The sequence below is a fragment of the Pedobacter sp. B4-66 genome (assembly GCF_018492665.1).
Lineage (GTDB): Bacteria > Bacteroidota > Bacteroidia > Sphingobacteriales > Sphingobacteriaceae > Pedobacter.
In genome coordinates this window covers 127,547-154,014 of sequence record NZ_JAFVME010000004.1, presented here as the reverse complement: position 1 = coordinate 154,014, position 26,468 = coordinate 127,547, and the positions used below count along the sequence as shown (strand labels likewise).

Here is a 26,468-nt window from a genome sequence, read left to right as displayed (position 1 = left end):
TCCTAAAAGTAATCAAAATAATATCTTTTGGAGCAGGAAACTTATGGGTTTCTGACATTGAAAAAGCAGAATAGGATGTTTAAGCCTTTTTAACAAGAAATTGAGTGGCTGATTTACAAGGGTGTTCTATTGAAAGGCTACCGTCACCTTTTGATTTTATCTTCTTAATCACACCATTTATGGTTAATTGGTAATTTTGATTGGCTTCCAATCCTTTAATTGTAAATTGATATTTATCAAGTGAGGTAATGGTCCAAGCAAACGCATCAGTTTTCCATGAATTAACTTCCATTTTAATACTGCGACTAGTAGCTGCCCCAATCTGAAGTGTCATGTTTTCTTCGTTGTTGGGGTAATAGGTAAGGATATTGCCCGTTTTATTTGCGCCAAAGCTTCCACTGCTTTTTATGGAAAAACCAGAGGTGCTCATTAAATAATCGTTAACACTTAGCTCCAGGTTATAAACCGTGTTGCGGTTCGTATAGGAGAACTTTGTTCCATTCAGGGTATTACTCATATTCGGTTCTAAGCCCATTCTGTTCCATTTGGGGCGAATTCCGTAAATATCTCTATAGAGAGCCGTTATGCTTGTACTTATTCCAGCCAAAATATCATCTCCTAATCCGAGTTGAGTAGTTCTGCTATATCGTTGAGAAGAAAGCCCGTCCTTTTTATATTGATCAAGGAGATTATTAATATACTTGAGTGCAATGGCCTTATCATAATTTGCATAAGCCCTTACGCCAAGGTAGCCCCAGGTTGGAAATATATCGCCATTTTCATATTTTGGAAAAGGCCAGTTACCCTCGCTAACTTCTTCCCTTTTGAAAGAATCAAAGCACAATGGCCAGTGAAAAAGATTTTCAGCCGCAGATCTTTGCTCTATCTGATCAAGGATCATTGCTGTTCTTTTTGGATCATCACATATACCAAATGCAATAGCTGCGAAATTTACCGGGGTAACCAGGTTGTCACCATGTACGGAGCCATCTTTGTCGCGCCAGTATACATATTGCTTTTTGGATGACGACCAAAAACCACCTTCTTCAATAGGCTTGTTAAATGCAGTTTTTAGACGTAGAGCCACTGCTGAATAATAATCTGCTTTCTGTTGATTGCCCAATACCTTTTCACATTTTGACCAAAGTGTTAATGCTTCATATAATTGAGCGTTTACAAAGGAGTTTTCAAAACTTGCCCATACAATATCTAACCAGTCACTGGCTTTTTGATCCGCAATACCATTGTTCATCATTTCAAAAATGCCGTTATTGTTTGAGTCGCGTCTGATTAGCCAATCCAAAGCTTTTTCACAACTCAATTGATGTGAGCGCAACCAATCAATGTTTCCATTCAAATCAAATTGTTCGCTTGCATTAATAACATAACCAGTTTGAGAATCTATAGTATAGCCCCACATTGCCTCATAATATCCGGTTTTGGAATTGTAGGTTCCCGGGATCTCATCACCCGCAGCATTGTGCCAGCGTGATAAAACACGACCATCGGAAAGCATAGCTAGATCACGTTCCTGATCAAGTGTTGACGACATGTTTTTGGTATAGTTCTGGTCGTTAACAGCCATCCCAATCTGGGCAAAGAAAGGTTCGTGCAAGCATTTCCAATTGGTTAGCCAGCCATTTGCGCCTATTATATTGTTGTCAACTACACCATATCTGCCGGTTGTATTCAGAAGCTCACGGACTGCGATTGCGTCAATACCAGGTAGTGTCCCCCTGGAATATTCACGGTTGTAATCAACATATTGCAATTCGAAACTTACTTTTGTTTTTCCCTTTTTTACTTCAAAAGGAGCAAATACATCAGCCCTTTGTGAGACAAATCTGCTTAAATCATAGCGTTGTTTTAATTGTGTATCGGTTACTAGTTGTGTACAGGTAAATTCATTTTTATCGCTGTGCGAATATTTTGCAGCAATCTCTTCCCCCTTTTCTGTTTTTGCTGCGATTCTTAATGCATCTCCGGAGTCGGCATTCCAGAATGTAACTCCGCCTGTATGTACACCATAAGTATCATTTACCTGCTTAAGGTACTTGCACCAAACCATACCTCCATTATCCATAATTCCACCTTTCCAAACTGATAGGTCGGCAAAGTTCCACTTAGGGAAAGCCATTTCTTCTAGTTGGATTGTATTGCTGTACTCACGGGTGATATCCCAAATTATTTTGTTGCCTTTCAGTTTAAAATTCCAGACTTCCGTAACTGAGATAGCCTCATTACCATAGCTAATACCACTTAATACTACCCCGTTTGTGTTCTTTGCTACCGTTACCCCACTATTCTGATCTGAAGAGGAGAAGCTAGCCTTGTTGGTTCTGATTCCGGTGTAGACACCGGAAGAGGATAGCACATTTTTTCCATTTAAACTCAATTGTTTAATTACACAGCCATTAGAATAATCAATTGTAACCGATGTTTTTTTGTCAGGAGTAATGATGGTAATGGCTTTAGCCTTAGGGTTATGCTTAATGTCATTATTACCGCCTCCAAAAGAAGAGCACGTATTATAAAAGAAAAATAGAAAAGCGGAAAGTAAGAGGGTGAATTTCATATCGAGTGTATTATCGGAGTATGCATCAAAGCTAAATTGAAATTAAAATAGAGCTTTTATAGTAAAGCACATTTTTTTTGTACTTTTTGATATATGGGGCGGGTGGGCATAACAGTACAGGATGGTTAAGGATTTCATAATATTAAATTTGTGGCTTTAGTTTAACCAAATATTTTCTTACTCAAAAACATCTTTTGATAGTTTCATAATCAATGAAAACCAATTACACACAGTTGAAAACCAGCTTTTTATTTTTATTTTGTTTGCTTACAAGCGTGGTTGCTCCACTATCTGGACATACGAAGGAAAAACCAAAACCCAAGATCATCAATATTGTAAACTTTATCCGTTTGCTCGAACCCAGAGATACAAAAATTACGGAAGAAGTGCTGTATCAAACCGTAGTTAAGCAAGTTGAGATGATGAAAAAATACAATTTAGGTGGTACTTTTTTATTGCAATATGATGCGTTGATGGACAGCCGGTATCAGAAATTGCTCAAAAGCTTACCTAAGGAAGCTTTTGAAATTGGTGCATGGTGGGAAATTCCACAGCCAATGGTAGAGAAAGCAGGACTCAAATGGCGCGGTCGTTATCCTTGGGACTGGCATGCAGACATCGGCTTTTCTACAGGATATACTCCTGAAGAGCGGGAGAAACTGGCAGATGTATACATGGCAGATTTTAAAAACATTTTTGGCTATTATCCTAAATCGGTAGGCTCATGGTTTATAGATTCTCATACCTTAAATTATTTGTACGAAAAATACCACATCGTAGCATCCAGCAATTGTAAAGATCAGGTGGGTACAGATGGCTATACCTTGTGGGGCGGTTATTGGAATCAAGCTTATTACCCCAGCAAAATAAACTCTTACATGCCTGCGCAAAATGAAAAGAATCAATTACCTGTCCCTATTTTCAGGATGCTAGGGAGCGATCCGATCCGTCAGTATGATAATGGTTTGGGCAGCGACAGACAAGGTGTGATTACCCTTGAGCCTGTATATCCTGCTGCAGGAGGTGATGCTACATGGGTAAACTGGTTCTTTAAAGAATTTGTTGAAGGGGAGTCTATGGAGTTTGCCTACACACAAGCAGGTCAGGAAAATTCATTTACATGGGATGCTATGTCGAAAGGATTTCAAATTCAGTTACCGTTAATTGCTAAACTTAGAGACGAGAAAAAAGTAAAAGTAGAAACACTAGCAGAATCAGGGCAATGGTTTAAAGACAATTACAAGGTTACTCCGGCAACTTCTGTTACGGTAAATAATGATCTCCCAGGCAGCAATCGTAAAACAGTATGGTTCAATAGCAGGTTTTATCGTGTTAATTTATTGTGGGAAAATGGAACTTTAAACTTCCGTGATATTCATATTTTTAATGAAGCTTTTCCTTCGGTTTATACAAAGAACAAAGCAACATCTAATGAGTGTGCTTTTTTTACACTTCCATTTGTAGATGGCTATATTTGGAGTAAGCCCGGAATAATAGCAGGTATGCGTTTTAAAGCTTTGATAGATGGTAAAGAAGAATTGCTTGAAGGCGGTACGCCAATTATAGAAAGCCCGGCTACCGGAAAGCTACATATTGTATGGCCGCTAAAAAACAATAGTGCGTCATTGGTAATGGATATTGATGAAAAACAAATGATGCTAAGCGTAAAAGGAGGGAAGCCTATGGATTGGTTTTTAGATATGACTGCTGCGGAAAATGCTGTACTCCCTTTTAAAGCAATCAGTGCTAATAAAATTGATTGCCAGTTTGAGGGAATGGACTATTCTATTAAAGCCATTAAAGGTAATTTTAGCAAGCCAAATGATAGAACAGTTTTCAGGATAAAGCCAAATAAGAATACTGTTCAGATTGATTTTTCTGGTAAAAATTAAAGAGGACTGAGATCATATGAGAAATTTAATAAAAGGTATTTTAATAGTATTATTGGTGTTTGGCGGATTGATTGGACGTGCTCAAACTGTAACCACAGCCTCCTTGCTTAAAGAAATGACAGATTTTAACACTGTTACTTATTGGCCCGAGCCTTATTATAGCGCCGGTATGGCCAGCAGTTACGATCGTCTTTCTATCTCTCCGGATAAACCGGGATGGTTTGCAAACGGTGATAAATCACAATTTATAAGAGTTGAGCAAAATGAAGGGCGTAAAGAATATGTAATGTTAGATGAAAAGGGGCCAGGTGCGTTAGTGCGTTTCTGGATAACCACTTTTAAAAGGGCAGGCAAACTGAGGATTTATTTTGATAATAACTCAACACCGGAAATTCTTATCCCATCTTATGATCTGATGAAGATAGACCTAAAACCAGGGCCTGCCTTACTGATTCCACATTCCAGCTATCAGCCTTTAGAAAAGGGAGGAAGCACACTTTATTTACCCATGCCTTATGCAAAACATTGTAAGGTTACCTGGGAAGATGCCGAACCTGAAATTAAAGAACCGAGGTACTATCAAATCAATTTCAGAAAATATGCTCCCAATACAACTGTAAGAACTTTCAGCCTAAAAGAGACTCGTAACTTAGCCGGTTTAATGGAAAAGGTTAATACTCAGCTTTTAAATCCTGTAAACATTACGAAAGGGAAGCAATCTTTAATAAACCAGACTATTTTGCCAAAGCAAATGGCCTCTGTAAACTTGCCTAAAGGATCTAATGCTGTTAAGTTTTTGAGTATAGAGGTTTCTAGTAAAGACAACAGTAGTTTGGAGAAGCTATTGAGGTCAACGATACTTAAGATCAAGTTTGATGGCGAGGAAAGTGTAAAATGCCCAATAGGTGATTTTTCTGGATCTGGAGTCGGTGGCAAGCCTCTTCAAAGCTGGTATAGAACTGTTACTGCGGAAGGAAAAATTATATCCCGATGGACAATGCCTTACCAAAAATCTGCTACAATATCATTGGAAAATCAGGGTGATGAATCGGTATCGATAACCTTAAAAGCAATCAGCCAACCTTATTCTTGGAATAGTAATAGCATGTATTTCAATGCTTCATGGAAGTTTACGGAAAAAGTGCCTATAAAGAACTGGGATGGAACTGGAGCAATTGAGTGGCAGCTTAGTAAGATTAAGGGGAAAGGTATTTTCTTAGGTGATAGTTTTGCCGTCTTCAATCACATGCATACATGGTATGGAGAGGGTGACCAGAAGTTATATGTAGATGCTGAAACTTTCCCTTCTGAATTTGGTACCGGTGCAGAAGATTACTATAATACTTCATGGGCACCGGTGGTACTTTATCAATCTCCTTTTGCCAACGCACCAAGGGCAGATAAGGAAGATTCTTATGGACATAACACTTTTACCAGAACAAGAAATCTTGATGGGGTAACCTTTAATACAGATTTTAAATATGATCTGGAAATGTTGGGTTGGGCAGATGGTGAGGCTGACTGTGCCGCAACAACTTATTGGTACGCATTTAGATGAGATTTGAACTCCCTTTTATTTAAGGGAGTTCAAAACCGTATTTGCTGTAAATGGTACGAGCCTCTTTACTTACAAGAAAATCCATAAAGTCTTTTGCTGCTTTAGGATGTGGTGCTTTTTTAAGCTGTCCGGCATAATATTGAGCTTTGATGTTTTCATTTTCAGGAATTTCGATTGACTCAATTGGATGGCCAATCATTTTCTGATAATGCACCTCTGAGTACCAAACTGGTCCGGCGTCACTCTGTTCATATAAAATACGCATAGGTGTTTGTCTGTGATGAATTTGAGTTAGGTATGTGGTAGAGTCTTTTACTTTAGTTTGCATAATAGTATTTCTTAGTGCTTCACCACCCACTTTTCTGTAAGCTTCTTCAATACGTTTTCCAATCCCTTCCCATTCAGGGTTAGGCATGCTTACACGTACATCGCTGCGGCCGAGATCAGCTAGCTTTTTTACCTGTTTTGGATTTCCTTTACGGGTCATAATAGCTAGCTTATTTTTAGCATAAAGTTCAGTTCTGCTAAACCATTCATGGTTTTCATCTATTCTGCTTTTACCGGCTGTATATACGTCAGGTTTCAAGGTTATCCGCATATTTCCAATAACAATACTTCCTTCCGCTATTTGTTTTGCCAAAATCCCTGGAGGTAGTGTTTCTGCAAGTACGCGTGTATATTGCGGGTATTTAAGCTTGAATGCTTTCATTAAATCATCTATAACCATAAACTGGTTGCCGGCAAAAAAAACAACCAATTGAGGGTCGTTTATGTCGCCATAAATGTCAGGTATATTGTCGATCCCTGGGATGGTAAACTGAACCTTTGCTTCGGGTGGCGTATTCCATGGCGGATCAAAACGATGATCCTGTGCTTTTACAATTGAATTATTGAAAAACAGTACCGTTAGTATGAGTATGATTAGTTTTGTTTTATTCATTATTAAGGGCTTAAAATTTTATTTAAAAGATGGTTATGGGTGCACGATTGCCCATCCTTCATAATGGCGGAGGATAATTTCGCCGTTACCGCTGGGAACATAGTTGATGAAATCATACAAGGAGCTCTTCTCAATTTTGCGTTCTCTAAGTGTGTTTTCGCATTGAACCAGGTCTACCCCACGAGATTTTAAATCAAGTAAAGTTTCCTTAAAAGGACTTTTCTTGTCGTAAACGGCTACACCAGCACTAAAGGCAATCAGCTCAATGTGAAGTTTTCCTTTTAGGCGTGGATCTTCCAATGCGTTTTTAATATTTCTTAAAGTTCCTGCTATCTTTTGCTCATCCCCACTGTTTAATGCATATAAAGCATTGTATTGTTTATTTTTACTTTTCGCTGCTTGAAACTCCTTAGTATTTTGAGCCATTGCCGGTTTAATAGCAGTAAATAATAAGATTGCAAATATTGCAAAGGCATATTTTGTTAAGTTTTTCATTTATGTTTTGGTTTTATATGTGTTTTTAATTGGTTGAAATGGTCCGTATTTATGCTGTTTTTCAGAAAATTGATCTCCGTATGGACCGTATGGAGCATCGATTGGTTTTTTCTTTAAATCAGGATAATCTGTTTTTTGGTCTTTGTGTGGCCGTGCTTGCGAGTTAACGAAAGCTGCAATATCCCACGATTCTTCATCTGTTAATATTGGATTTTTATAAGTCGCACCAAAGGGCATGTTGTTCTTAATAAATCCTGCAAAATTAGAGAGCCTGTATATTCCTGCACCATCGTTATAGCTCAATTTGCCCCACAATGGTGGATAAATAAAGGTTTTCCCTCCGGCAGCAGCAATACCTTCTCCATTCCCACCATGGCAGCTTTGGCATTTAGAAGAATAAAGTAAAGCGCCTTTTTTAGGGTCAGCAGGTCGATCCATTAGTGCTATTTTCTCTGTCCCTCTTCCGTACATATTTTCCGGATCTTTTACACCTTGATTAAGCCACTCCATGTAAGCAATCATTGCTCTTATTTCTTTTGATGTAGAATCGGGCATTTTACCATTCAAACTACGCTCAAAACAACCTTTTATTCGTGCAACAGGGCTGGTTACTTTCCCAGATCGTGCAGTAACTTTAGGGTAACTACTCATCACGGCTGCGTAGTTATTTGCAAATATCCTGGTGCCGCCATCTAAATGACAGTTTTGGCAATTCAATCCATTAGTAAATATACCTAATCTACCTTTGGGTCCAAAGTAAGCTGAGGTATTTGCAATTAAATCTTTGCCATAGCGGATCATTTCACCCTTGGCATTTTTGGGAATAGTGCTTTCATCAGGAGCTTGCCATACCTCTTTGGGAGTTATTGCGATATCCTTTGTAGTTTTAGCTACATTTTGCTGTGCGGGTGTCTTTTCTCCATTACAACTGCTAATTAAAGAAGTAGCTCCAATAACGGCGAAATAGATTTCAAAGAGAACAGTAGCCGCAATTACTTTTTTTGGAATCATTGTGCATTGCCGTTCTAGAAATTTTAATTGGTTTCTTAACATGATTTTTCATTTGTGTGTAAACCAAAGATGGCATTAATGGATTTAACTCTAAAGATGTTTATCGTTATAGGTTATAACAAAATGTTATCACAGGTCATTACATAATTCTATGGATATTTATATCTTGCGCATATGATATTTGATTTTCGGTTAAAGGTATTTCAGACAGTTGCGTTAAAACTTAGTTTTACTAAGGCTGCTGCCGAGTTATTTATTACGCAACCGGCGGTAACTAGGCATATTCGTGAACTCGAAAAGCAATTAAATACGGCATTATTTGTTCGCAATGGGAACCATATTGCCCTAACAACTGCCGGTAATATTTTATTAAAATATGCTGCAAAAATATTTGAAACATATTTATTGTTTGAAAGTGAGCTAGCCCAGTTAAATGATGGGCTTAAAGGAAACCTTCGTATTGGGGCAAGTACCACATTGGCACAAACTATTATGCCTAAAATTCTGGCTTTATTTAAGACAGCGTATCCCGAAATTCAATTCACCTTTACAAGGGGTAATACAGAATCTATGACCCAACAGGTAATAGAGGAAAAGATTGATGTGGCAATAGTTGAAGGGCAGATGCACTATCCACAGATAAATTATGAGAAATTTAGTGATGATGAATTGGTTTTAGTAACAAAATCTGGGAACCCTTTGGCTAGAAAAGGAGAGATTATTCCGCAACAGTTATTGGATTTACCATTGGTACTAAGAGAGCATGGTTCAGGTACACTCGATGTGATTTCGAAAGCATTAAGTGACGTTGGTATAAATCTTAAAGACCTGCGAATTGAACTACAACTCGAAAGTAATGTCAGTATTAAACAATACCTTCTGCACTCAGAATCGGCGGCATTTTTGTCAATGCAAACCATTATTGGTGAATTGAAGCGAAATGAGCTTAGCATTGTCGATATAAAGGGAGTTGAGATGTTTCGTGCATTTCAATTTATTCAGTTGCATGGTAGAACATCAAAAATTATAGAGTCATTTAAACTTTTTTGTCGAAGCCATAGTAATATTTGATCAACTTAGTAGTGATGCTACAGTGAGTAACTTCTTCAAAAGTTTTATCTAAATTTGGAGCAATGAATTTGAGTCGTATTATTCTTGTTGTCTCGTTTTTTTTTATTTTGAGCTTTAACCGAGTTCATGCGCAGGTAGAACAGGAGATTGTAGATACTGTTGCATCAACAAATACCTATACACGTAAATTTGTAAAGGATCCAGCTTTTCTTGCTCGCCAGAAATTTGTGACAGACTCCATAATGACGCATAGCTGGCTTTTTCCAGATTCTATGATCAATAAACATATGATTATGGATAGCATCATTAAGGCAAATGTGGAAGGTCGATCTAATTTACTTTCTAGATATAAAGAGCTTACTGCAATGAAGGTGAGTAAGTATCGGTTGGGAAAACCTGTGCCAAAAGGAGCGCTTTGGGTGCCAGCTGTAGTTGCCCTGCTCTTAGTTTTATTTGCGGTGCTGAAAATATCCTTTAATAAACAGCTGCAGACAATTGTGCAATCCTTTTTTAGTAACAGGGTATTGAATAACCTAAATAAAGAGGATAATCTGTTTACATCCTGGCCATTTTTGCTTTTATTTGTTCAGTTTGGATTTACAATCGGAATGTTTTTTTACCTCGTTTCGGGCTTTTATCATATTTCTTTTCCAGGTACAGGTTTTCAATTTTACCTCAGTATTTCTATTCTTATTGTGGTTTTGTACATTATGAAAATTGTTCTTTTAAGGATATTAGGGCATCTTTTTAACATTCAGAAACCGGTTAATGAATATGTTACAATATTATATTTGAGTTATTTTAACCTCTCATTAATCTTTATTCCGCTGGTTGTAGCTTTCGCATTATCCCCCTTAAAGTATGGGCCTTACTACATTGCGATCTCTTTTATACTGTTAGGGGTGATTTTTGCTTTTCAATTTATAAGGGCAGGTGTTAACATTTTATCTCATCATCGATTTTCAAAAGTCTATTTGTTTTTGTACTTTTGTGCCCTCGAAATTTGCCCTATATTAATTTTAATCAAGGCAATAGGACTATAACCGTGTAATTTGTAAAATGCAAGAAAAGACAGAAGATAGGTTGCGTAAGGTAAAGAGTATCTTAATCACATTACCTAAACCAGAAACGGAGAAATCTCCTTATTTTGACTTGGCAAAAAAGTATAACTTGAAAATTGATTTTAGATCATTTATTCATGTTGAAGGAGTGCCTGCCAGGGACTTTAGAAAGGACAAGATTACATTAAGTGATTTCACTTCAGTGGTATTTACCAGCAGAAATGCCGTTGATCATTTTTTCAGAATTTGTGAGGAAATGAGATATGAAGTACCTGCCGATCTGAAGTACTTTTGTATTTCAGAATCTACAGCACTTTATCTGCAGAAGTACATTCAGTATAGAAAACGTAAAATCTTTTTTGGAAAGCAAACTGCAGCAGATTTAGCTGAAGTGTTGAAAAAACATGCCGGAGAAAAATTCCTTTACCCTTGCTCTGATGTAGCTACCGAGGATACAATGAATTTCTTGCAAAAGAATGGTTATGATTTTACTCCAGCTGTTTTATTTAGAACAGTAGTTTCAGATCTTTCTGATTTGGCTGAGGTATTTTATGACGTCATTGGTTTCTTTAGTCCATCAAGTATTCAGTCGTTGTTTACCAACTTCCCTGAATTTAAACAGAACAACACACGTATTGCTGCTTTTGGAGTAAATACGCATAAAGCTGTTAAAGATGCAGGTTTGATTGTAGATATAGCTGCACCTTCACCGGAGGCTCCTTCGATGATTATGGCCATAGAGAATTATATAAAAAAGTCTAACAAATAGTAAACAAGGCTTAACTTTTTGTTAAGCCTTGTTTCGTTAAAGTGTTATTTGTTGTGTTGTTTTGAATTAAATTCTGTTCATTTTAGTTTTTAAGCATATTTTTGCCCCCAATAATTGTATATATCAATCATTATTGATAAAATTGTTATGAAATTGCTTGACGCTAATATGAGAAACAGATACTTATTAGGTTTTTTTATTGTTACAATATTACTTTCTAGTTGTGGAAAGGGTGGCCAGGGAGAACTGGTTGGAGTGTACAATAAAAAATTCAGAAATAATAGGATTCCTTTGGGTATGGTATACATCCCCCCTGGTAGAACCCTTATTGGGATATCTGACGAGGATATTAATAACTCACAGAGTTCTCCTAGTAAAATGACTTCCTTTAGTGCCTTTTTCATGGATCAGACCGAGATTACAAATGCTGAGTACAGACAGTTTGTAAACTGGGTTAGAGATTCAATAGCTGTAACTTCTTTAGGCCCATCCGGTGCCCCTGCTTATTTTCAGGCGCAGCCACAAGGTCCGGCAGGCTCAACTCCTCTTGGAGGAACAAGAAATATCGACTGGAGAAAGGTTGGGAACGGATCGCAATTATGGAGCAATAAAAGTGGTGGATATGGTAGTAAACTTACCGATATGTATTATAGCGGTGCCGATGCCATTCCTGGAAGAAATGAAATTGATATCAGAAAATTAAGATATGCTTACAGTTATGTAAATACTGATCTGGCTGCGGAAGGTAGAAATGACCCGTCTAAAAAGAGACAGGATTTTATAGTTACCTATACTGATCTGCCTGATCCTTCTAATCCTAATCACCATTCATCTATTCCGGTTTATCCTGATACCATGGTTTGGAAGGTAGATTATTCTTATTCTCAGAATGACCCTATGGTTAAAACTTATTTTAACCACCCATCATATGATGATTATCCTGTAGTTGGTGTAAACTGGGAACAAGCTTCTGCATTTTGTGTATGGCGTACAAGGTTCTATGAATCTGTTGCTGTAGCTAGAAAACAACCACTTAATGCCAGACCTGAGTATCAATTGCCAAGTGATGCACAGTTTGAATATGCTGCCAGAGGTGGTAATGTGAAAACAAAATATCCATGGGGCGGACCTTATGTGCGCAATACCAAAGGATGTATGCAGGCGAACTTTAAAGTTGGTAGAGGAAATTACTCTGATGATGGAGGTTTATATACCGTAAATGTTAAATCTTATTTCCCGAATGACTATGGGTTGTATAATATGGCAGGTAATGTTGCCGAGTGGACTATAACCGCTTACAACCCATCAGCAGCTCCGATGCTACACGACTTTAATCCTAATTTTACTTATGTTGCCAAAACTACCGACAGCAAATACAAAAAGCGTAAGGTAGTAAGAGGTGGCTCATGGAAAGATATAGGTTTCTTCCTTCAAAATTCTGTTGGCACTTATGAGTATCAGGATGAAGCAAGATCTTATATTGGTTTCAGATGTATTTCTGCATATCCTGGAACTGATATTTCTTACAAAAACTAACAACTAAAATCCTAAAATCAAAAATCCTTATTTTAATAAAATGGCAACAAATAGAAAATTTGATAAGATGCACTTAGCTATATCACTTGGTGCAAGTGTTGTAATTCTTGGTGCACTTTTCAAAATCCTTCACCTTGGTGGTGTTTGGGGTAATTATATGATTGGTGCAGGACTAGGAGTAGAGGCAATTCTTTTTGCACTTACCGGATTTATCCAACCAGAACCAGAACCAGCATGGGAAAAAGTATATCCTGAATTAAGAGATGATTTTGATGGTGAATTACCAAAGGCTTCGGCAAGACCGGTTGCTGCACCTGCTGCAAGTTTTTCTTCAACCGCTGCTTTAGATAAAATGTTAGTAGATGCTAAGATTGGTCCGGAATTGATTGAAAGTCTGGGGACGGGTCTACGTACATTCGGTGATAAAGTTGCTGCTATATCTAACGTTGCTGATGTTTCAACAGCAACAGCTGAGTTTACAGGTAAAATTAAAGGTGCATCTGCAAGTTTTGATAACTTAAACAATGCTTTTGAAAAAGCTACTTCTCAATTGGTTGAAATGGGCGAAAGCAATGTTGCTTCTAAATCTTACCATGAGCAGGTTAATGCTTTAGCTAAAAATTTATCGGCTTTAAATGCTGTATATGAATTAGAGTTGCAGGATTCAAGCGCTCACTTGAAATCTATGAATAAGTTTTACCAGAATTTATCACTTACTATGAATAACTTTAATGAGTCAATGGAAGACTCTAAACAGTTTAAAGATGAAGTGGGCAAACTGGCTAAAAACCTGGCATCATTGAATGCTATTTATGGCAATATGTTATCTGCTATGAATCAGCCTCGCGGATAATTAGTAATTACTTATTTATTAATTAACCAAACAGACCTTATTTAGAATGGCCGGAGGAAAACAAACAACGAGACAGAAGATGATCAATATCATGTATTTGGTATTGTTAGCTATGCTCGCTTTAAACGTATCAGATACTATACTAAATGCTTTTAAAAATATCAACGACAGTTTAGTTAGCTCAAAAAATAATGTAAACACAAGTATAGAGCAATTATTTACATCTTTTCAAAATACAAAGCTAAAGGATGAGCCTGCTAGGGCTCAACCAATTTGGGAAAAAGCAAATAAAGCCAAAGCATATGCAGATGAGTTGAATAATTATGTGCAGAAGCTTAAGGATCAGTTTAATGCTGAAGGTAAAGGTATTGATGAAGAAACAGGTGACCTTGTTGAAAGAGCAAACCTTGATATTGCACAAGGTATTATGATTAACCAGAAGGAAGGTCAGAAGCTAAAAATTAAAATAAATGAAACCCGCGAAAAATTAATTGCTTTGCTAGATGAAAAAGATCGTGCTGGGGTAACTTTTACGCTTGAGGCTAAGGATGCCGTGAAAAGTATCAATGGCAACAAGAAATGGGAAGATATTAATTTTAGCGAAGGTACTCCGCTTACGGCAGCAAATACAATTTTAACTAAGATACAGTCTGATGTTAAAAATGCAGAAGCAGAAATTGTAAAGAAATTATTCGGCAACATGGACAAGGCACTTGTAAATTTAGACCAGTTCGAGGCTGTTGCTGTAGCACCAAGTTCTTATGTGGTACAAGGCCAACCGTACACTGCACAGGTTTTCTTAACTGCCAGCGATTCAAGATCTAATCCTGAAATTTCTGTGGACGGAAGTGCATTGTCTGTTAAAGAAGGAAAAGGAACTTATTCAGGAAGTACCGGTAGTGTTGGTGTTTTCAGATGGAAAGGTATAATCCGAGTTAGACAAACCGATGGTCAGATTAAAGAGTATCCAACTGCTGAACAAAGTTATCAGGTGGCGAAACCTTCAGCAACGGTGTCTCCTGATAAAATGAATGTTATTTATGCAGGTATACCAAATCCATTCTCTGTTTCTGCTGCAGGTTTTCCTTTAGAGAGCGTTCACGCTTCTATTTCGGGTGGATCTATTTCTGGAAGTAATGGTAAGTATACTGTTAATGTTGATGGTGGGCAGGTTGGTAAAACATTAAATATAAGTGTTTCTGCAACTAATGCTGGTAAAACATTAAACTTAGGTTCTCAGCAATTCAGAGTTAAAGGTTTGCCTACACCTAGAGCATATGTTAAAGGAAAAGCTGGAGGAAATGTTCCTTTGGAATGGTTGGAAGGAGCTGGTGGAATTGAGACTCAACTTGAAGATTTCGTATTTGACGTTAAATTCAAAGTGATCAGATTTTCTGCTACTTTTATTAATCCTAAAGCCGATGCTGTTACGATTCAATGTAATGGTGGTGGATTTAATGGACAGATTAAAGGGGCTTTAAATTCTATTAAACCTAATGCAACAGTTATCTTTAAGGATATTGTTTGCGAAGGTCCTGATGGAAGACAAAAAGTTTTAGATGGAATTACATTTGTAGCAAAATAGAATATTATGAAAAATGTCTTAGGTATTGTTGCATTATTGTTGTTAAGTATAGGTGCTTATGCACAGGTTTCCGAAGCTCCGGCTAAAGTAGAACCACTTAAGAAAACTAAGATTAAAACACCTCCAAAGGATGGATTTGCTGTGCGAAAGGACATTGATAGTAATGTAATGGTTCCTTATGCCAATGTAAGAGAAGAGGATGTATATTATGCGAAAAGAATTTGGCGTGAAATCGATTTAAGAGATACGATCAACTCAGTACTTAAATCTGAAGATGGTAAATTAATTGATGTATTGTTAGAAGCAATTGGAAACGAGGAACTAACAGTGTATTCTAATAAAGATACAACAGCAGGTAAGATTCTTGATGATAATGATTCATTTCGAATTGCTTTAACAGCTCAGGAGGCTTTACAAAGTGCAAGAGGGGTGAGTGAAGGAGTAGCTGATTCTGCGACCGGTAAAATTGCTGAGCCTTCTTTGAGGAGATTAAGATCAGATGAGTTTTTAAAATATAGAATAAAGGAAGATTGGATTTTAGATTCCAAACGTTCTGTGTTTGAGCCTAGAATAGTTGGTATTGCACCAATGAAAGAGATCGAAGGACACTGGCAGCCAGTATTTTGGGTTTACTATGATGATGCCCGTGAGTTGTTAAGTAAAAAGCGCCTAACCAATCCTGGGAATGATGCTTCTACTTTAACTTTTGATGATTTCTTCGTTAGAAGGTTATTCTCTAGTTATGTAGTTAAGGAAACAAATCCTGGAAATAAAAACATTGTGGACATGTTAGGACTTACAGATCCTAAAGATCCCAAGAAACTATATGAGTCTGAGCGTATAAAGAAATCAATTTCTGATTTCGAGCAAAGTCTTTGGGAATACTAAGACAAGATTTAGATATTATAAATGCCTCAATGTTTTACATTGGGGCATTTTGTTTAGTAAAATAACTCAAAAGCTTTTGAGTTTGCGCTTTATTTAAAACCTCTGCCAATTCTGCTTCTGAGGCCTCCTTTATTTTTTTTACAGACTTAAAATGTCTTAAAAGCTTATCGGCAGTAGTTTTACCTATACCTTCTATTTGCTCTAATTCTGTTTTTAAAGTTCCCTGATCCCGCTTCTTTCTATGGAAAGTAATACCAAACCTGTGGGCTTCATCTCTTAATTGCTGGATAACTTTTAGTGTTTCAGATTTCTTATCAAGGTATAACGGAAAAGAGTCTCCAGGATAATATAACTCTTCCAGGCGCTTGGCAATCCCTATTACCGTAACCTTTTTGTCTATCCCCAGCTTTTTCAAGCTTGTTAATGCAGATGATAGCTGACCTTTACCGCCGTCAATGATGATAAGTTGAGGTAATGTGTTCTCTTCTTCCAACATGCGCTTATATCGCCTGTAAACGGCCTCTTCCATTGTGGCAAAATCGTTAGGCCCTTCAACTGTTTTTACATTAAAATGCCTGTAATCCTTTTTTGAAGGCTTGGCATCCTTAAAAACTACAATTGCCGACACAGGATACTTACCCTGGAAGTTGGAGTTATCAAAGCATTCTATATGTTTTGGTAACTGAGTTAGCCTTAAATCCTTCTGCATTTGACTAAGGATGCGGTCCGTTCTCAAGTCCGGATTAAGTTTTTCGTATTGATTTAACTTTTCCTTCTTGAAAAATAGCACGTTCTTTTGAGAGAGTTCCAATAATTTTTTCTTTTCCCCTAGTTTGGGTACTGTGAATTTAAGGTTAGTGTCAAGAAGTACAATGTCGAAGGGAACGATAATCTCTTTAGATGTGCTGTGGAATTTTGTTCTGAACTCTGTAATTGCAATAGTTAATAATTCTTCATCAGTTTCATCTAATCGTTTCTTGATTTCAATGGTCTGCGTTTGAATAATACTACCATTCATTACCTTCAGATAATTTACGAAAGCATACCGTTCATCAGAAGCAATACTCACCACATCTATATTGGTAATGGCGCTATTTACTACGGTCGATTTGCTTTGATATTTTTCAAGTACCTGAAGTTTTAACTGGTACTGATGTGCATATTCAAAATTTAGCTGATCTACAGCATTTTTAATTACCTGTTTTACATCACGTATTACATTTCCTATTTTTCCATTGAGGATGTCTTTAATCTCTTCTATGCTGTTGTCGTAGTCCTCATGTGCTTGGTAAGCCTGACAAGGTCCTTTGCAGTTACCAATCTGATATTCCAGGCAGACTTTAAATTTGCCATCGCTTATGTTTTTATCTGTAAGCGGGAGGTTACAGGTACGTAGTGGATATGTTTCTTTAATTAGATCCAGGATGGTATGCATCATGCCAACGGAAGCATAAGGACCAAAATAAGTTGACCCATCTTTAATCATCTTTCGGGTCCAGTACACACGTGGGAAAGCTTCCTTCTTTATAATAATCCAAGGGTATGTTTTATCATCCTTAAGCATGATATTATACCTTGGCTGATGCTTCTTTATCAAACTGTTTTCAAGCAGCCACGCATCAATTTCTGTATCAACAATGGTAAAGGAAATCTTTCTGATCTTGGAAACAAGTACCCTTGTTTTTCCATTCATTTGATTATCCTTATTGAAATAGGAGCCAACCCTGTTCCTTAAATCTTTTGCTTTACCGATATAAATTAGGATGCCCTCGCTATCCCAAAACTGGTATACACCAGGTTTATGAGGAATATCACTAACAGCCTTTTTATGGTCAAAAGCACTCATTGAATTTAAGACAGATTAAGGTGGTTAAAAACCTAATTTTTCATCAAGTTCAGTTTTTTGCTCCTGTTGTTGGTACTGATTACAGTCAAAAGTGATGGAAACGCCACTTTTAGGAGATTCAAAATCTGCTTTAGAGATATTTATTTTAGGATTTGCATATACACGTTTCATGAAGCCGGCAAAGATAGGTAAGGCTGTGGTCGCTCCATCACCCTGTGCAGTACTGGTAAAGTGAAATGCGCGGTCTTCGCAACCTGTCCATACACCTGCAACCAGTTGCGGACTGATTCCCATAAACCATCCATCTGAATTGTTTTGTGTTGTTCCGGTTTTACCGCCAATTGGAGTTTTGATTCCAAATTTGCCGGCTAATCTCCATCCTGTCCCATTGCTTATAACACCTCTTAGCATGCGAGTCATTACATATGCAACTTCTTCATTCATCGCCGGAACCGGGATAGCTTTTTCACTGTGTAGTACTACACCGTTCTTATCTTCTATTCTTAGAATATACATTGGCTTTGTCCAAACACCCTTATTAGCAAAAACACTATATGCTCCAACCATATCGTAAACAGAAGCATCAAATGAGCCTAATGCAATTGATGGATAAGCAGGAACCTCTGATGTAATACCCATCTTTTTAGCAAGAGTGGCTACAGCAGTTGGTCCTACCTGCTTCATTAAATAAGCAGCAATATAGTTTTGTGAAAGTGCGAGTCCTTTTTGTAGAGTTAAATAACCGGGAACAGTACCTCCAGAGCGAGGAGTCCATGGTGGACTGCCAGGAATCTCAATAGTAACAGGTTCATTAAGCACAGAAAAGCAAGGCGAGTAACCATTTTCTATTGCCACAGCATAGGTAAAAGGTTTCGCTGTTGAACCGACCTGCCTTGTTCCCATTTTAACCTGATCGTATTTAAAATGCTCATAATTAATGCCACCAACCCAGGCTTTAACATATCCTGTTTGCGGGTCCATGGCCATCATTGCATTTCTTAATAGCATTTTGTAGTACTTTACTGAGTCAATTGGCTTCATTAAAGTATCTATATTGCCTTTCCAGGTAAAGATGGTTAATCGGGTAGGGGTATTAAAGTCTTCCTTAATCTCGGCTTCTGATTTGCCTTCAAGTTGTAATGCTTTATATCTGTCAGATCTTTTAACACCTTGCTCTATCTGGGCTTCTTTTCCTTTAAATGGATTTCTGCCTTTCCAGCTGTTTGTAAATGATTGCTGAAGGGTTTTCATGTATTCCTTTTGGGCATCCTCAGCTGCAACCTGCATATCGTAGTTTAAGGTTGTGATGATTTTTAAACCATCTCTGTCAAGGTCATAAGGGGTGCCATCTGGTTTTGTTATCGAACGTTCTTCAAATATTTTTCTGATGTCATTCTTTAATACTGCTCTAAAATATGGAGCAATTCCGTCGTTTACAGTTGCTGCGCTAAACCTTAAACTTAAAGGTTTTTGTTGTTCGGTATCAAATTGTTGTTGAGTAAGCAGGTCCTCTTTAACCATCAATCCCATAATTGTATTTCTTCTGGCTAAAGCGCGATCAGGGTTACGGGTAGGGGAATATCTTGTGATACCTTTAAGGATACCAACAAGAGTTGCCGCTTGCGAAACACTCAGTTTATCGGGAGTTGTATTGAAGTAAACTCTTGCGGCTGACTTAATTCCGTAAGCCTGATTCCCGAAATCTACCGTGTTAAGGTACATAACAATAATCTCTTCTTTGGTGTAGTTACGCTCTAATTTTACTGCAATAACCCATTCCTGAAATTTCTGTAGAATACGTTTGGCAAAGTTTTTTTGTCTTCCTTCTTCAGAAAATAAATTCAAAGCAAGTTGTTGAGTGATGGTACTACCTCCTTGTTTTTTACCTACAATCGCATAAAGAAATATAGTAAACGTACGTTTGAAATCGATGCCTGAATGTTCCCTGAATCTGATGTCTTCGGTTGCAATTAAGGCATTAATTACATTTGGTGAAATTTCGGGGTAGGTTACATTTGATCGGTTTTGCACAAAGTAGGTGCCCAGAACCCTACCATCATCAGTTACAATTTCTGATGCCTGATTACTTTTAGGGTGTTCAATATCTCTGAATGAAGGAAGCTCTCCAAATAATCCAAATCCAATGCAAACAATAAACAGGGCAAACAAAACGATTCCCCCGATTAATAATTTCCATAATGTAAAGTTATACTTTCTAATGTCCTCCTGGGAAAGTGCTTTCCTCATTTTTAATAGTTGTTTTTATAAAATTCTATATACTTATCCAATAAAGTTTTACTGGTAAGCTTATCGAAATTCTCTTTGCTAATGATGAAACCGGTGTAAATATTAACGGGAACTTTCATAATTTGTTTTAGCTGCGGAGTGATTCCGGTCGCATAGGTTTTTGCGTCGTCAAAATTACTAAAGTTCCCCACATAAATGAGTTGATCATTGTCAAATTCTTTTAACTGGTGTTTTAGATTACTCCCAGCATAGTTTCCGCGGTTAAACTGACCAATACCAAAACGAGATGAACTAAGAGTTAACGAGCCATCAGCCACATCTATTACGTAGTAATAAACTGTTGATACAGCCGTACTGAAAGGACCATCAACCTTTACTGCCGGAGCTTTAGGAGCATCTGGAGTTGTTGGTTGTGACGGTACAGGTTTAGCTATCTCCTGAATTTTTGCAGTCTGATCTGGTTTTTCAGGCGCAACTGGCTCATTGATTTTTGAAACTGTAGAGGTTAGTATGCGTGGACCAAAATAAGGCGGCTCATTTGGATCAAAATCTATAAGAGCCGTATCTCTTTTCTGAAAATCGGCAAGATGTTCATTTATATAGATAAGATTCCCTTTAACTAATGGGGTAATCAGTTTGTCGTCTGGAAATTGTTCAGTAATACTACCGAAAGCTGTTAATAAAGCATCTACTTTGCTTGTTCTTCCAATTGCAATTGCTTTTAAATAGGCAAACTGTGGCGCAAGAAAACTACCTGAACTACTTTTTGAAGTTTCGTTTACCCGACCGATAACAGTATTGAAATCTTTTTTTAAATATTGTTCAAAGATTTCATTGTATTGTGTATTGATTGCCGTTTCAAGCTCAGACTGTTTTAGAGAGAATGACGGGTCAATAATGATCTTTGCATAAATAGTTGACGGAAAATCTTTAAGTACTTTGTTTTTAAAGTCACTTGATTTAGGCTCATCAATACCTTTGTTTATTAAAAACAAGCTATAATAAGTGGCAGCAAGATGGTTGTTTGCAGGGAATCGGTTTAGCAACAACTGATATGCTTCTGCGGCTTCTTTGGGGCTATTCAGCTCCTGTAAGTAGAAACTCGCAATTTCGTAATATGCATCAATTATCTTTTGGTTAGATTTTGCCAGCAGTTCAGGAGTAACAGGTAGAGAATCTGTGTACTGTTTTAAAAGGGTTTGGGCATCTTTCACAACAGGAACTGCTTCATCAGGACTAATCGGCGTGTTTATGTTGTTGGCAATTTCTTGTGAAGTTTCCTGCGCAGATGTTCTGATACTTTGGCGCCAGTTGTTCTCTAATTTTCTATTTCCCCACTTTCTTTTAAAATCTGAAAATCCGATAGTTATCGCCGTTGGATTGCTGAAATAAAATGAACTTTGTAACTGAGCATTGTTGTTGCGTCCATAGGTGGGTTGGTAACCCGCAGTTGAAGAGGTATTTGAAGGCTGAACGGTGGCTACTACAGGGTTAGCTAACAGCTTTATTTTTTCTGCACGACTAGCTTCGGGTAATTTTGCAATGCTTTGTAAAGAGTCTTCGATGCTTATAATCTGATATCGATTGGTTAAATACTGAAGGTTTAAGTTCTTCCTAAGAATAAGATCATATCCCGGATAGGTTTTAGGAAGCGTATTCACAGTACTGTCGTAATAAGATTTTGCTTTAAGGTAATCCTTAAAAACCCTGAAGTTTAAATCAGCAATTCTTAAATAAGAAAGCCCCTTTTGGTATTGGTTTGTGGTGCTTTTCTGAATAGATAATTCATAATATTTTAGTGCTTCTTTGAATTCCTCATCAGCAGCATGGCTTTCAGCGATTTGAAAATATACCTGATCATTATAATCCAGGTTTTTATCGTCTTTTAATAAACCAAGCAATTGATCCTGTTTGTTGGCCTTCTGTGGACCACCCTCAAGTGTTTTTAACTTAATTTGATTTAGGTTAGCATTGAAATACATTTCAAAAGGGGCATTGCTTTTTACTACTTTTCTATAGTTTATTAATGCGTCAGAAGAGTTTTTTTGTTTTTCATAAAGTTGAGCAAGAATATATGTCCATCTTATTCTATTGTCAGTTCCTGTACCAGCTTTAATTGCATCTTTTAAATAAGAAATAGCCGCTGCATTATTATCGAGATAGATGCACATTTGTGCCAGCGTAGCAAAGGGCTCAGCTAGATTTCTTTTCTTTTTAATATCTGGAAGGATAGACTCAAGAGTATCTAGTACTTTGTTAGCCTCACTGATTCTTTTAAGTTGCATAAGACTACGCGCTTTCCAGTTCAGTGCCTCCAGATAACTGTTTATGTTTTTTTTATAGGTTCTGGCAGTATAATCAAAATACTCTGCGGCGTTAAAGTAATTGCCATTAAAAAAGTTAGCTTTTCCTAGTAATATATAAGCGTCATCGGTATAGTTGCTATAACTTTTTTCGAGGATGATGGTTTGGGCTTTTTTAATAATATCATCCATTGGCTTCAGATTCAGTGAGGTATTTACCTCATTGTTGTCTGTTACGGGACCTAAGAATACGGGTAATATCTGGTCATAATTGTCCACATAGGTTTCTGCAAGTTCTTGTTGATGAGTTATTAAAAGAACCTTAGAGTTGTATATGTAATTGTAGCGAGCGGTTAAGTTTTGCACGCCTCTGCTTGAGGCAGTGTCTTTGTGAGTGCTGCAGGAGTAAACTATGCAGACGCATAAGCTAAATAATATTACCTTTAGATTGTAGATCGCGTAATTTTTCAAAAAATACAAATTTAGTTGATGCTTAAAAAACAAAATATATACAAAAGTATTTTATTCAACTATAACTTCTTAACAAAACCGATTTTATTTAACTATATCAGTTTATGACAGATCCTGAAGAAAAGAAAAAAGGCTTAAACACGTTTGCTAAATATTCTTCAATTAGTTTTCAAATGATTGCTATAATAGGTGTATTTGCCTTTATCGGTTATAAGATTGATAAACATAGAGGGAGTAAGACGCTTATTATAACAGCAATATTTAGTTTGATAGGAGTTGGCGTAGCTATGTATCAAGTTGTAAAACAGTTGAATAAAAACTAAAGTTGATTATTTTAAGCCAAGGTAAATACCTACTTTTGTAAAAAATATAAATTTTGAGTCTAGCACGTTTTACTGTTTCTTATTTACTGTATTGTATAGTTTTGGCTGGTATAGCCTATTTGTTGCCGATAATTTTCCCTGATGCTCGCATTCTGACTAGTAAGTTCTGGCTCATATATTCTTTCTTTGCCGGCATTACCTATATCGCTTATTTCTGTGCTGATTTGGGCCTGAAACGTAATCCAGAAGTAGGAATTATGGCGATTATGGGGTCTATTGCAGTGAAAATGTTTTTTTCTTTGGCTTTCGTGCTGATTTACAGTCTAAATGCTAAGGAAAAGGGGCTAATTTTTGTGCTGAATTTTTTTTCTTTATATTTATTGTTCAGCTTCTTTGAAATATACTCTTTGTTACGTAACTTGCGCCACCAAAATAAATAGTAAAAATCTGCGACTAAATGGATTGTAGCCACGTTTTTAAGTTTAAAGTTAATAGGTTAATTGTTGTTTTTGCGCTTTTTTTAGCGTTTTTCTCTGTTGCGTCACCAGCTTTTTCGCAGGTTGACAGTGTTGTTGTTGCCCAGGATACTGCGGTTGTTGCTGCGCATGCCGAAGGAGAATCGCACGGTGCTAAACATGGAGCTGAAAAGTTCGAACCGACAAAAGTAATTATGGAGCACATTGCAGACTCGCACATGTGGCATTTATGGGGGCACACTTCGTTGCCGCTTCCTGTAATTGTATATACTCCTGCAGGTCTTGATGTGTTTTCTTCAGGTAATTTTCACCATGGAGAGCATGACTATACCAGTGCCAAAAACACGTATCGTCTGGTAGAGGATAAAGTGAAAATTGTTGGTGCAGATGGTCAGATTGATGAAGCTGCCAGTGCTAAACTGTTAGATTTTTCAATCACCAAAAACGTTGCAGCCATGTTTGTTGCAATTGCTTTGATTCTGATTGTGTTTTTATCTGTGGCGGGTTCTTATAAGAAACGTGCGGGTAAAGGTCCAAGAGGTTTGCAGTCTTTCATTGAACCAATCATTATTTTTGTGAGAGATGATATTGCTAAACCAAACATTGGTCATAATTATGCGAAGTTTATGCCGTATTTATTAACGGTGTTTTTCTTCATTTGGTTTAACAATGTGTTGGGCTTAGTTCCAATCTTCCCAGGTGGTGCCAATGTAACTGGTAATATCTCCCTGACTTTTGTATTGTCATTCTTTACAATGATTATTGTAAATATCAATGGTAATAAGAATTACTGGAAGCATATCTTTTTACCTAACGTGCCATTTTGGTTATGGCCACTGATGGTTATTGTAGAGGTTATTGGTGTGGTGTCTAAACCATTCGCTTTGATGATTCGTTTGTTTGCAAACATTACTGCAGGACACATCATCGTGTTGAGTTTGATTTCACTGATTTTTATTTTTGAAACGGTGGCCATGGCTCCGGTATCTATTGCATTCGTTTTGTTTATGGATGTATTGGAATTGCTGGTAGCATTTTTACAGGCCTTTATTTTTACGTTGCTTACTGCCTTGTTTATTGGTATGGCAGTAGAAGAGCATCATTAATTAGAAACTATATTTTACAAATTATATAAATTAAATTAGTTATGGTAGGTTCAATCGCGGCAATTGGTGCCGGTTTAGCAGTAATTGGTGCCGGTATTGGTATCGGTCAAGTTGGTGGAAAAGCAATGGAAGGTATTGCTCGTCAGCCAGAGGCTGCATCAAAAATTCAAACTGCAATGATTATTGCTGCTGCTCTTATTGAGGGTGCTGCATTATTCGGTGTGGTTGTTGCATTATTAGGAAACAATCCTGTATAGTTCAACCAACAAAATTTTGGCAGGTAAAGGCGATTGGCTTTTTACCTGCCTTCATATCAAAGAATAAGTTTAAAAGTATTATATAAGATGGAATTAGTAACCCCGAGTATTGGATTAGTTTTTTGGACAGGCATAGCCTTTATTTGCTTGTTGATTTTACTTAAGAAATTTGCATGGAAGCCGATATTAACTGCTATTCACGAGCGTGAGCAAAGCATTGATGAAGCACTTAATAAAGCAGAGTTAGCTAAAAATGAAATGGCTCGTTTAACTACTCAGAATGAGGAGTTGATGAAAGAAGCTCGTGCTGAACGTGATCATATCTTAAAAGAAGCAAAAGCATTAAAAGATAGCATTGTTCATGAAGCAAAAACACAAGCTCATACTGAAGGCGCTAAATTAATTGAAAAGGCTAAAATTGAAATCGAGAATCAAAAGAAAGCTGCTTTAGCAGAGCTTAAGAGTCAAGTTTCAAGTTTATCTTTAGAAATTGCTGAGCGTGTATTACGTAGTCAGCTTGAAGATAAAGCAAAACAACAGGATTTAGTTGCTAATCTTTTAAAAGATGTTGAATTAAACTAATTGATAGTTTGTTTAGCTAGATATACCAAAGAAAATGTCAGAAAATAAAGCAGCATCGAGATACGCCAAATCACTAATAGATCTTTCTATTGAGCAAAACGCTTTAGAAGAGATCAAAAATGATATGGTCTTTTTAGAAAAGGTAATTAATGATAATTCTGAATTAGAAGCTATCCTTAAAAACCCAATAGTTCCCCTAGATAAAAAAGCAGGGATTTTAGAGAACATATTTGGTGCTAAAGTTCATAAGGTTACAACTGCCTTTATGAAATTGCTTGTAAGCAAAGGTCGTTCTTCGATTTTATTTGATACAACAAAATCTTTTATTGCGCAATACAATGCAATTAAAGGTATTGTTACAGCAGAGGTAACTTCTGCAGTTGAGCTTACACCTGCAAGCAGAGCTGAAATCATAGCTATTGTTAAAAAGGAAATAGGAGCTAATGAAGTTGTTGTTAAAGAAAAAGTTAATGACAAACTAATTGGTGGTTTTATTTTAAAAGTTGGAGATAAACAATTTGATGCAAGTATTTCAAGTGGTTTAAGTAAACTTAAAAAAGAATTTACTCTGGGGATTGTTTAATCCTGAGATGATATAACAAGAGATAACATATACTGAATTT

The 26,468-nt window shown here is 37.0% G+C and carries 22 protein-coding genes; 15 read left to right on the top strand and 7 right to left on the bottom strand.

The genetic code is table 11. From position 1 onward, the window contains the following. Positions 1-79 precede the first annotated feature (79 nt). Positions 80-2,575, bottom strand: coding sequence for an alpha-L-rhamnosidase-related protein (locus J1905_RS09105; protein ID WP_214226983.1), 2,496 nt, complete (start codon positions 2,573-2,575; stop codon positions 80-82). A gap of 212 nt (positions 2,576-2,787) precedes the next feature. Between J1905_RS09105 and J1905_RS09100 the strand changes: the two genes are divergently transcribed. Together J1905_RS09100 and J1905_RS09095 are read left to right on the top strand one after the other, a co-directional pair. Beyond that, positions 2,788-4,467, top strand: coding sequence for a hypothetical protein (locus tag J1905_RS09100; protein WP_214226982.1), 1,680 nt, complete (start codon positions 2,788-2,790; stop codon positions 4,465-4,467). Positions 4,468-4,483: 16 nt separating this feature from the next. Then, positions 4,484-6,025: a glycoside hydrolase family 172 protein gene (locus J1905_RS09095; RefSeq protein WP_214226981.1), complete on the top strand. Its 1,542-nt coding sequence runs from the start codon at positions 4,484-4,486 to the stop codon at positions 6,023-6,025. A 19-nt stretch (positions 6,026-6,044) separates the two neighbouring features. Here the strand turns inward: J1905_RS09095 and J1905_RS09090 are convergent, their stop codons facing one another. Genes J1905_RS09090 through J1905_RS09080 form a run of 3 tightly spaced genes read right to left on the bottom strand, consistent with a single transcriptional unit; the run spans position 6,045 to position 8,471 of the window. After that, a complete protein-coding gene (locus J1905_RS09090) occupies positions 6,045-6,965 on the bottom strand; it encodes a molybdate ABC transporter substrate-binding protein (RefSeq protein WP_214226980.1) in 921 nt (306 codons plus the stop codon). Between the two features lie 33 nt (positions 6,966-6,998). Next, the gene (locus tag J1905_RS09085; protein WP_250318056.1) at positions 6,999-7,460 is read right to left on the bottom strand and encodes a DsrE family protein; all 462 of its coding nucleotides are present in this window, start codon (positions 7,458-7,460) and stop codon (positions 6,999-7,001) included. Next, on the bottom strand, positions 7,461-8,471 hold the full coding sequence (locus tag J1905_RS09080; protein WP_250318055.1) for a c-type cytochrome: 1,011 nt from the start codon (positions 8,469-8,471) through the stop codon (positions 7,461-7,463). It lies immediately after the preceding gene. A 174-nt stretch (positions 8,472-8,645) separates the two neighbouring features. Between J1905_RS09080 and J1905_RS09075 the strand changes: the two genes are divergently transcribed. The 7 genes from J1905_RS09075 (at position 8,646) to porN (ending at position 16,234) form a co-directional block, all read left to right on the top strand. Next, complete coding sequence (locus J1905_RS09075; RefSeq protein WP_250318054.1) at positions 8,646-9,542, top strand: LysR family transcriptional regulator; 897 nt, start codon at positions 8,646-8,648, stop codon at positions 9,540-9,542. 62 nt (positions 9,543-9,604) lie between these two features. Further along, on the top strand, positions 9,605-10,585 hold the full coding sequence (locus tag J1905_RS09070) for a DUF4271 domain-containing protein (protein ID WP_214226978.1): 981 nt from the start codon (positions 9,605-9,607) through the stop codon (positions 10,583-10,585). A gap of 16 nt (positions 10,586-10,601) precedes the next feature. After that, on the top strand, positions 10,602-11,372 hold the full coding sequence (locus J1905_RS09065; protein ID WP_214226977.1) for a uroporphyrinogen-III synthase: 771 nt from the start codon (positions 10,602-10,604) through the stop codon (positions 11,370-11,372). 168 nt (positions 11,373-11,540) lie between these two features. Beyond that, positions 11,541-12,908, top strand: a complete 1,368-nt coding sequence (porK, locus tag J1905_RS09060; protein ID WP_214227032.1) for a T9SS ring complex lipoprotein PorK/GldK — start codon at positions 11,541-11,543, stop codon at positions 12,906-12,908. Between the two features lie 40 nt (positions 12,909-12,948). Then, positions 12,949-13,761: a type IX secretion system motor protein PorL/GldL gene (gene porL, locus J1905_RS09055; RefSeq protein WP_214226976.1), complete on the top strand. Its 813-nt coding sequence runs from the start codon at positions 12,949-12,951 to the stop codon at positions 13,759-13,761. 46 nt (positions 13,762-13,807) lie between these two features. Further along, on the top strand, positions 13,808-15,346 hold the full coding sequence (gene porM / locus J1905_RS09050; RefSeq protein ID WP_214226975.1) for a type IX secretion system motor protein PorM/GldM: 1,539 nt from the start codon (positions 13,808-13,810) through the stop codon (positions 15,344-15,346). A 6-nt stretch (positions 15,347-15,352) separates the two neighbouring features. Beyond that, complete coding sequence (gene porN, locus J1905_RS09045) at positions 15,353-16,234, top strand: type IX secretion system ring subunit PorN/GldN (protein ID WP_214226974.1); 882 nt, start codon at positions 15,353-15,355, stop codon at positions 16,232-16,234. 34 nt (positions 16,235-16,268) lie between these two features. Here porN and uvrC read toward each other — a convergent pair whose 3' ends face one another. The 3 genes from uvrC to porW are packed head-to-tail and all read right to left on the bottom strand — an operon-like array spanning position 16,269 to position 23,101. Continuing rightward, positions 16,269-18,080, bottom strand: a complete 1,812-nt coding sequence (gene uvrC, locus J1905_RS09040) for an excinuclease ABC subunit UvrC (RefSeq protein ID WP_214226973.1) — start codon at positions 18,078-18,080, stop codon at positions 16,269-16,271. Between the two features lie 24 nt (positions 18,081-18,104). Further along, positions 18,105-20,327, bottom strand: coding sequence for a transglycosylase domain-containing protein (locus J1905_RS09035; protein WP_214226972.1), 2,223 nt, complete (start codon positions 20,325-20,327; stop codon positions 18,105-18,107). Between the two features lie 2 nt (positions 20,328-20,329). Beyond that, a complete protein-coding gene (porW, locus tag J1905_RS09030; RefSeq protein WP_214226971.1) occupies positions 20,330-23,101 on the bottom strand; it encodes a type IX secretion system periplasmic lipoprotein PorW/SprE in 2,772 nt (923 codons plus the stop codon). A 104-nt stretch (positions 23,102-23,205) separates the two neighbouring features. On the opposite strand from porW, the gene J1905_RS09025 reads away from it, so the two are divergent. From J1905_RS09025 to atpH, 6 genes are all read left to right on the top strand, one after another. Beyond that, complete coding sequence (locus J1905_RS09025) at positions 23,206-23,424, top strand: AtpZ/AtpI family protein (protein ID WP_173089982.1); 219 nt, start codon at positions 23,206-23,208, stop codon at positions 23,422-23,424. Between the two features lie 53 nt (positions 23,425-23,477). Next, positions 23,478-23,864, top strand: coding sequence for a hypothetical protein (locus tag J1905_RS09020; RefSeq protein ID WP_250318053.1), 387 nt, complete (start codon positions 23,478-23,480; stop codon positions 23,862-23,864). Positions 23,865-23,881: 17 nt separating this feature from the next. Next, positions 23,882-25,006 (top strand): F0F1 ATP synthase subunit A, encoded by a 1,125-nt coding sequence (atpB, locus tag J1905_RS09015; RefSeq protein WP_214226970.1) that lies wholly within the window; start codon positions 23,882-23,884, stop codon positions 25,004-25,006. A 41-nt stretch (positions 25,007-25,047) separates the two neighbouring features. Then, positions 25,048-25,263: an ATP synthase F0 subunit C gene (atpE, locus tag J1905_RS09010; protein ID WP_121269539.1), complete on the top strand. Its 216-nt coding sequence runs from the start codon at positions 25,048-25,050 to the stop codon at positions 25,261-25,263. 87 nt (positions 25,264-25,350) lie between these two features. Further along, the gene (locus J1905_RS09005) at positions 25,351-25,845 is read left to right on the top strand and encodes a F0F1 ATP synthase subunit B (protein WP_214226969.1); all 495 of its coding nucleotides are present in this window, start codon (positions 25,351-25,353) and stop codon (positions 25,843-25,845) included. A 34-nt stretch (positions 25,846-25,879) separates the two neighbouring features. Continuing rightward, positions 25,880-26,428: an ATP synthase F1 subunit delta gene (atpH, locus tag J1905_RS09000; RefSeq protein WP_173089985.1), complete on the top strand. Its 549-nt coding sequence runs from the start codon at positions 25,880-25,882 to the stop codon at positions 26,426-26,428. Positions 26,429-26,468 lie beyond the last annotated feature (40 nt).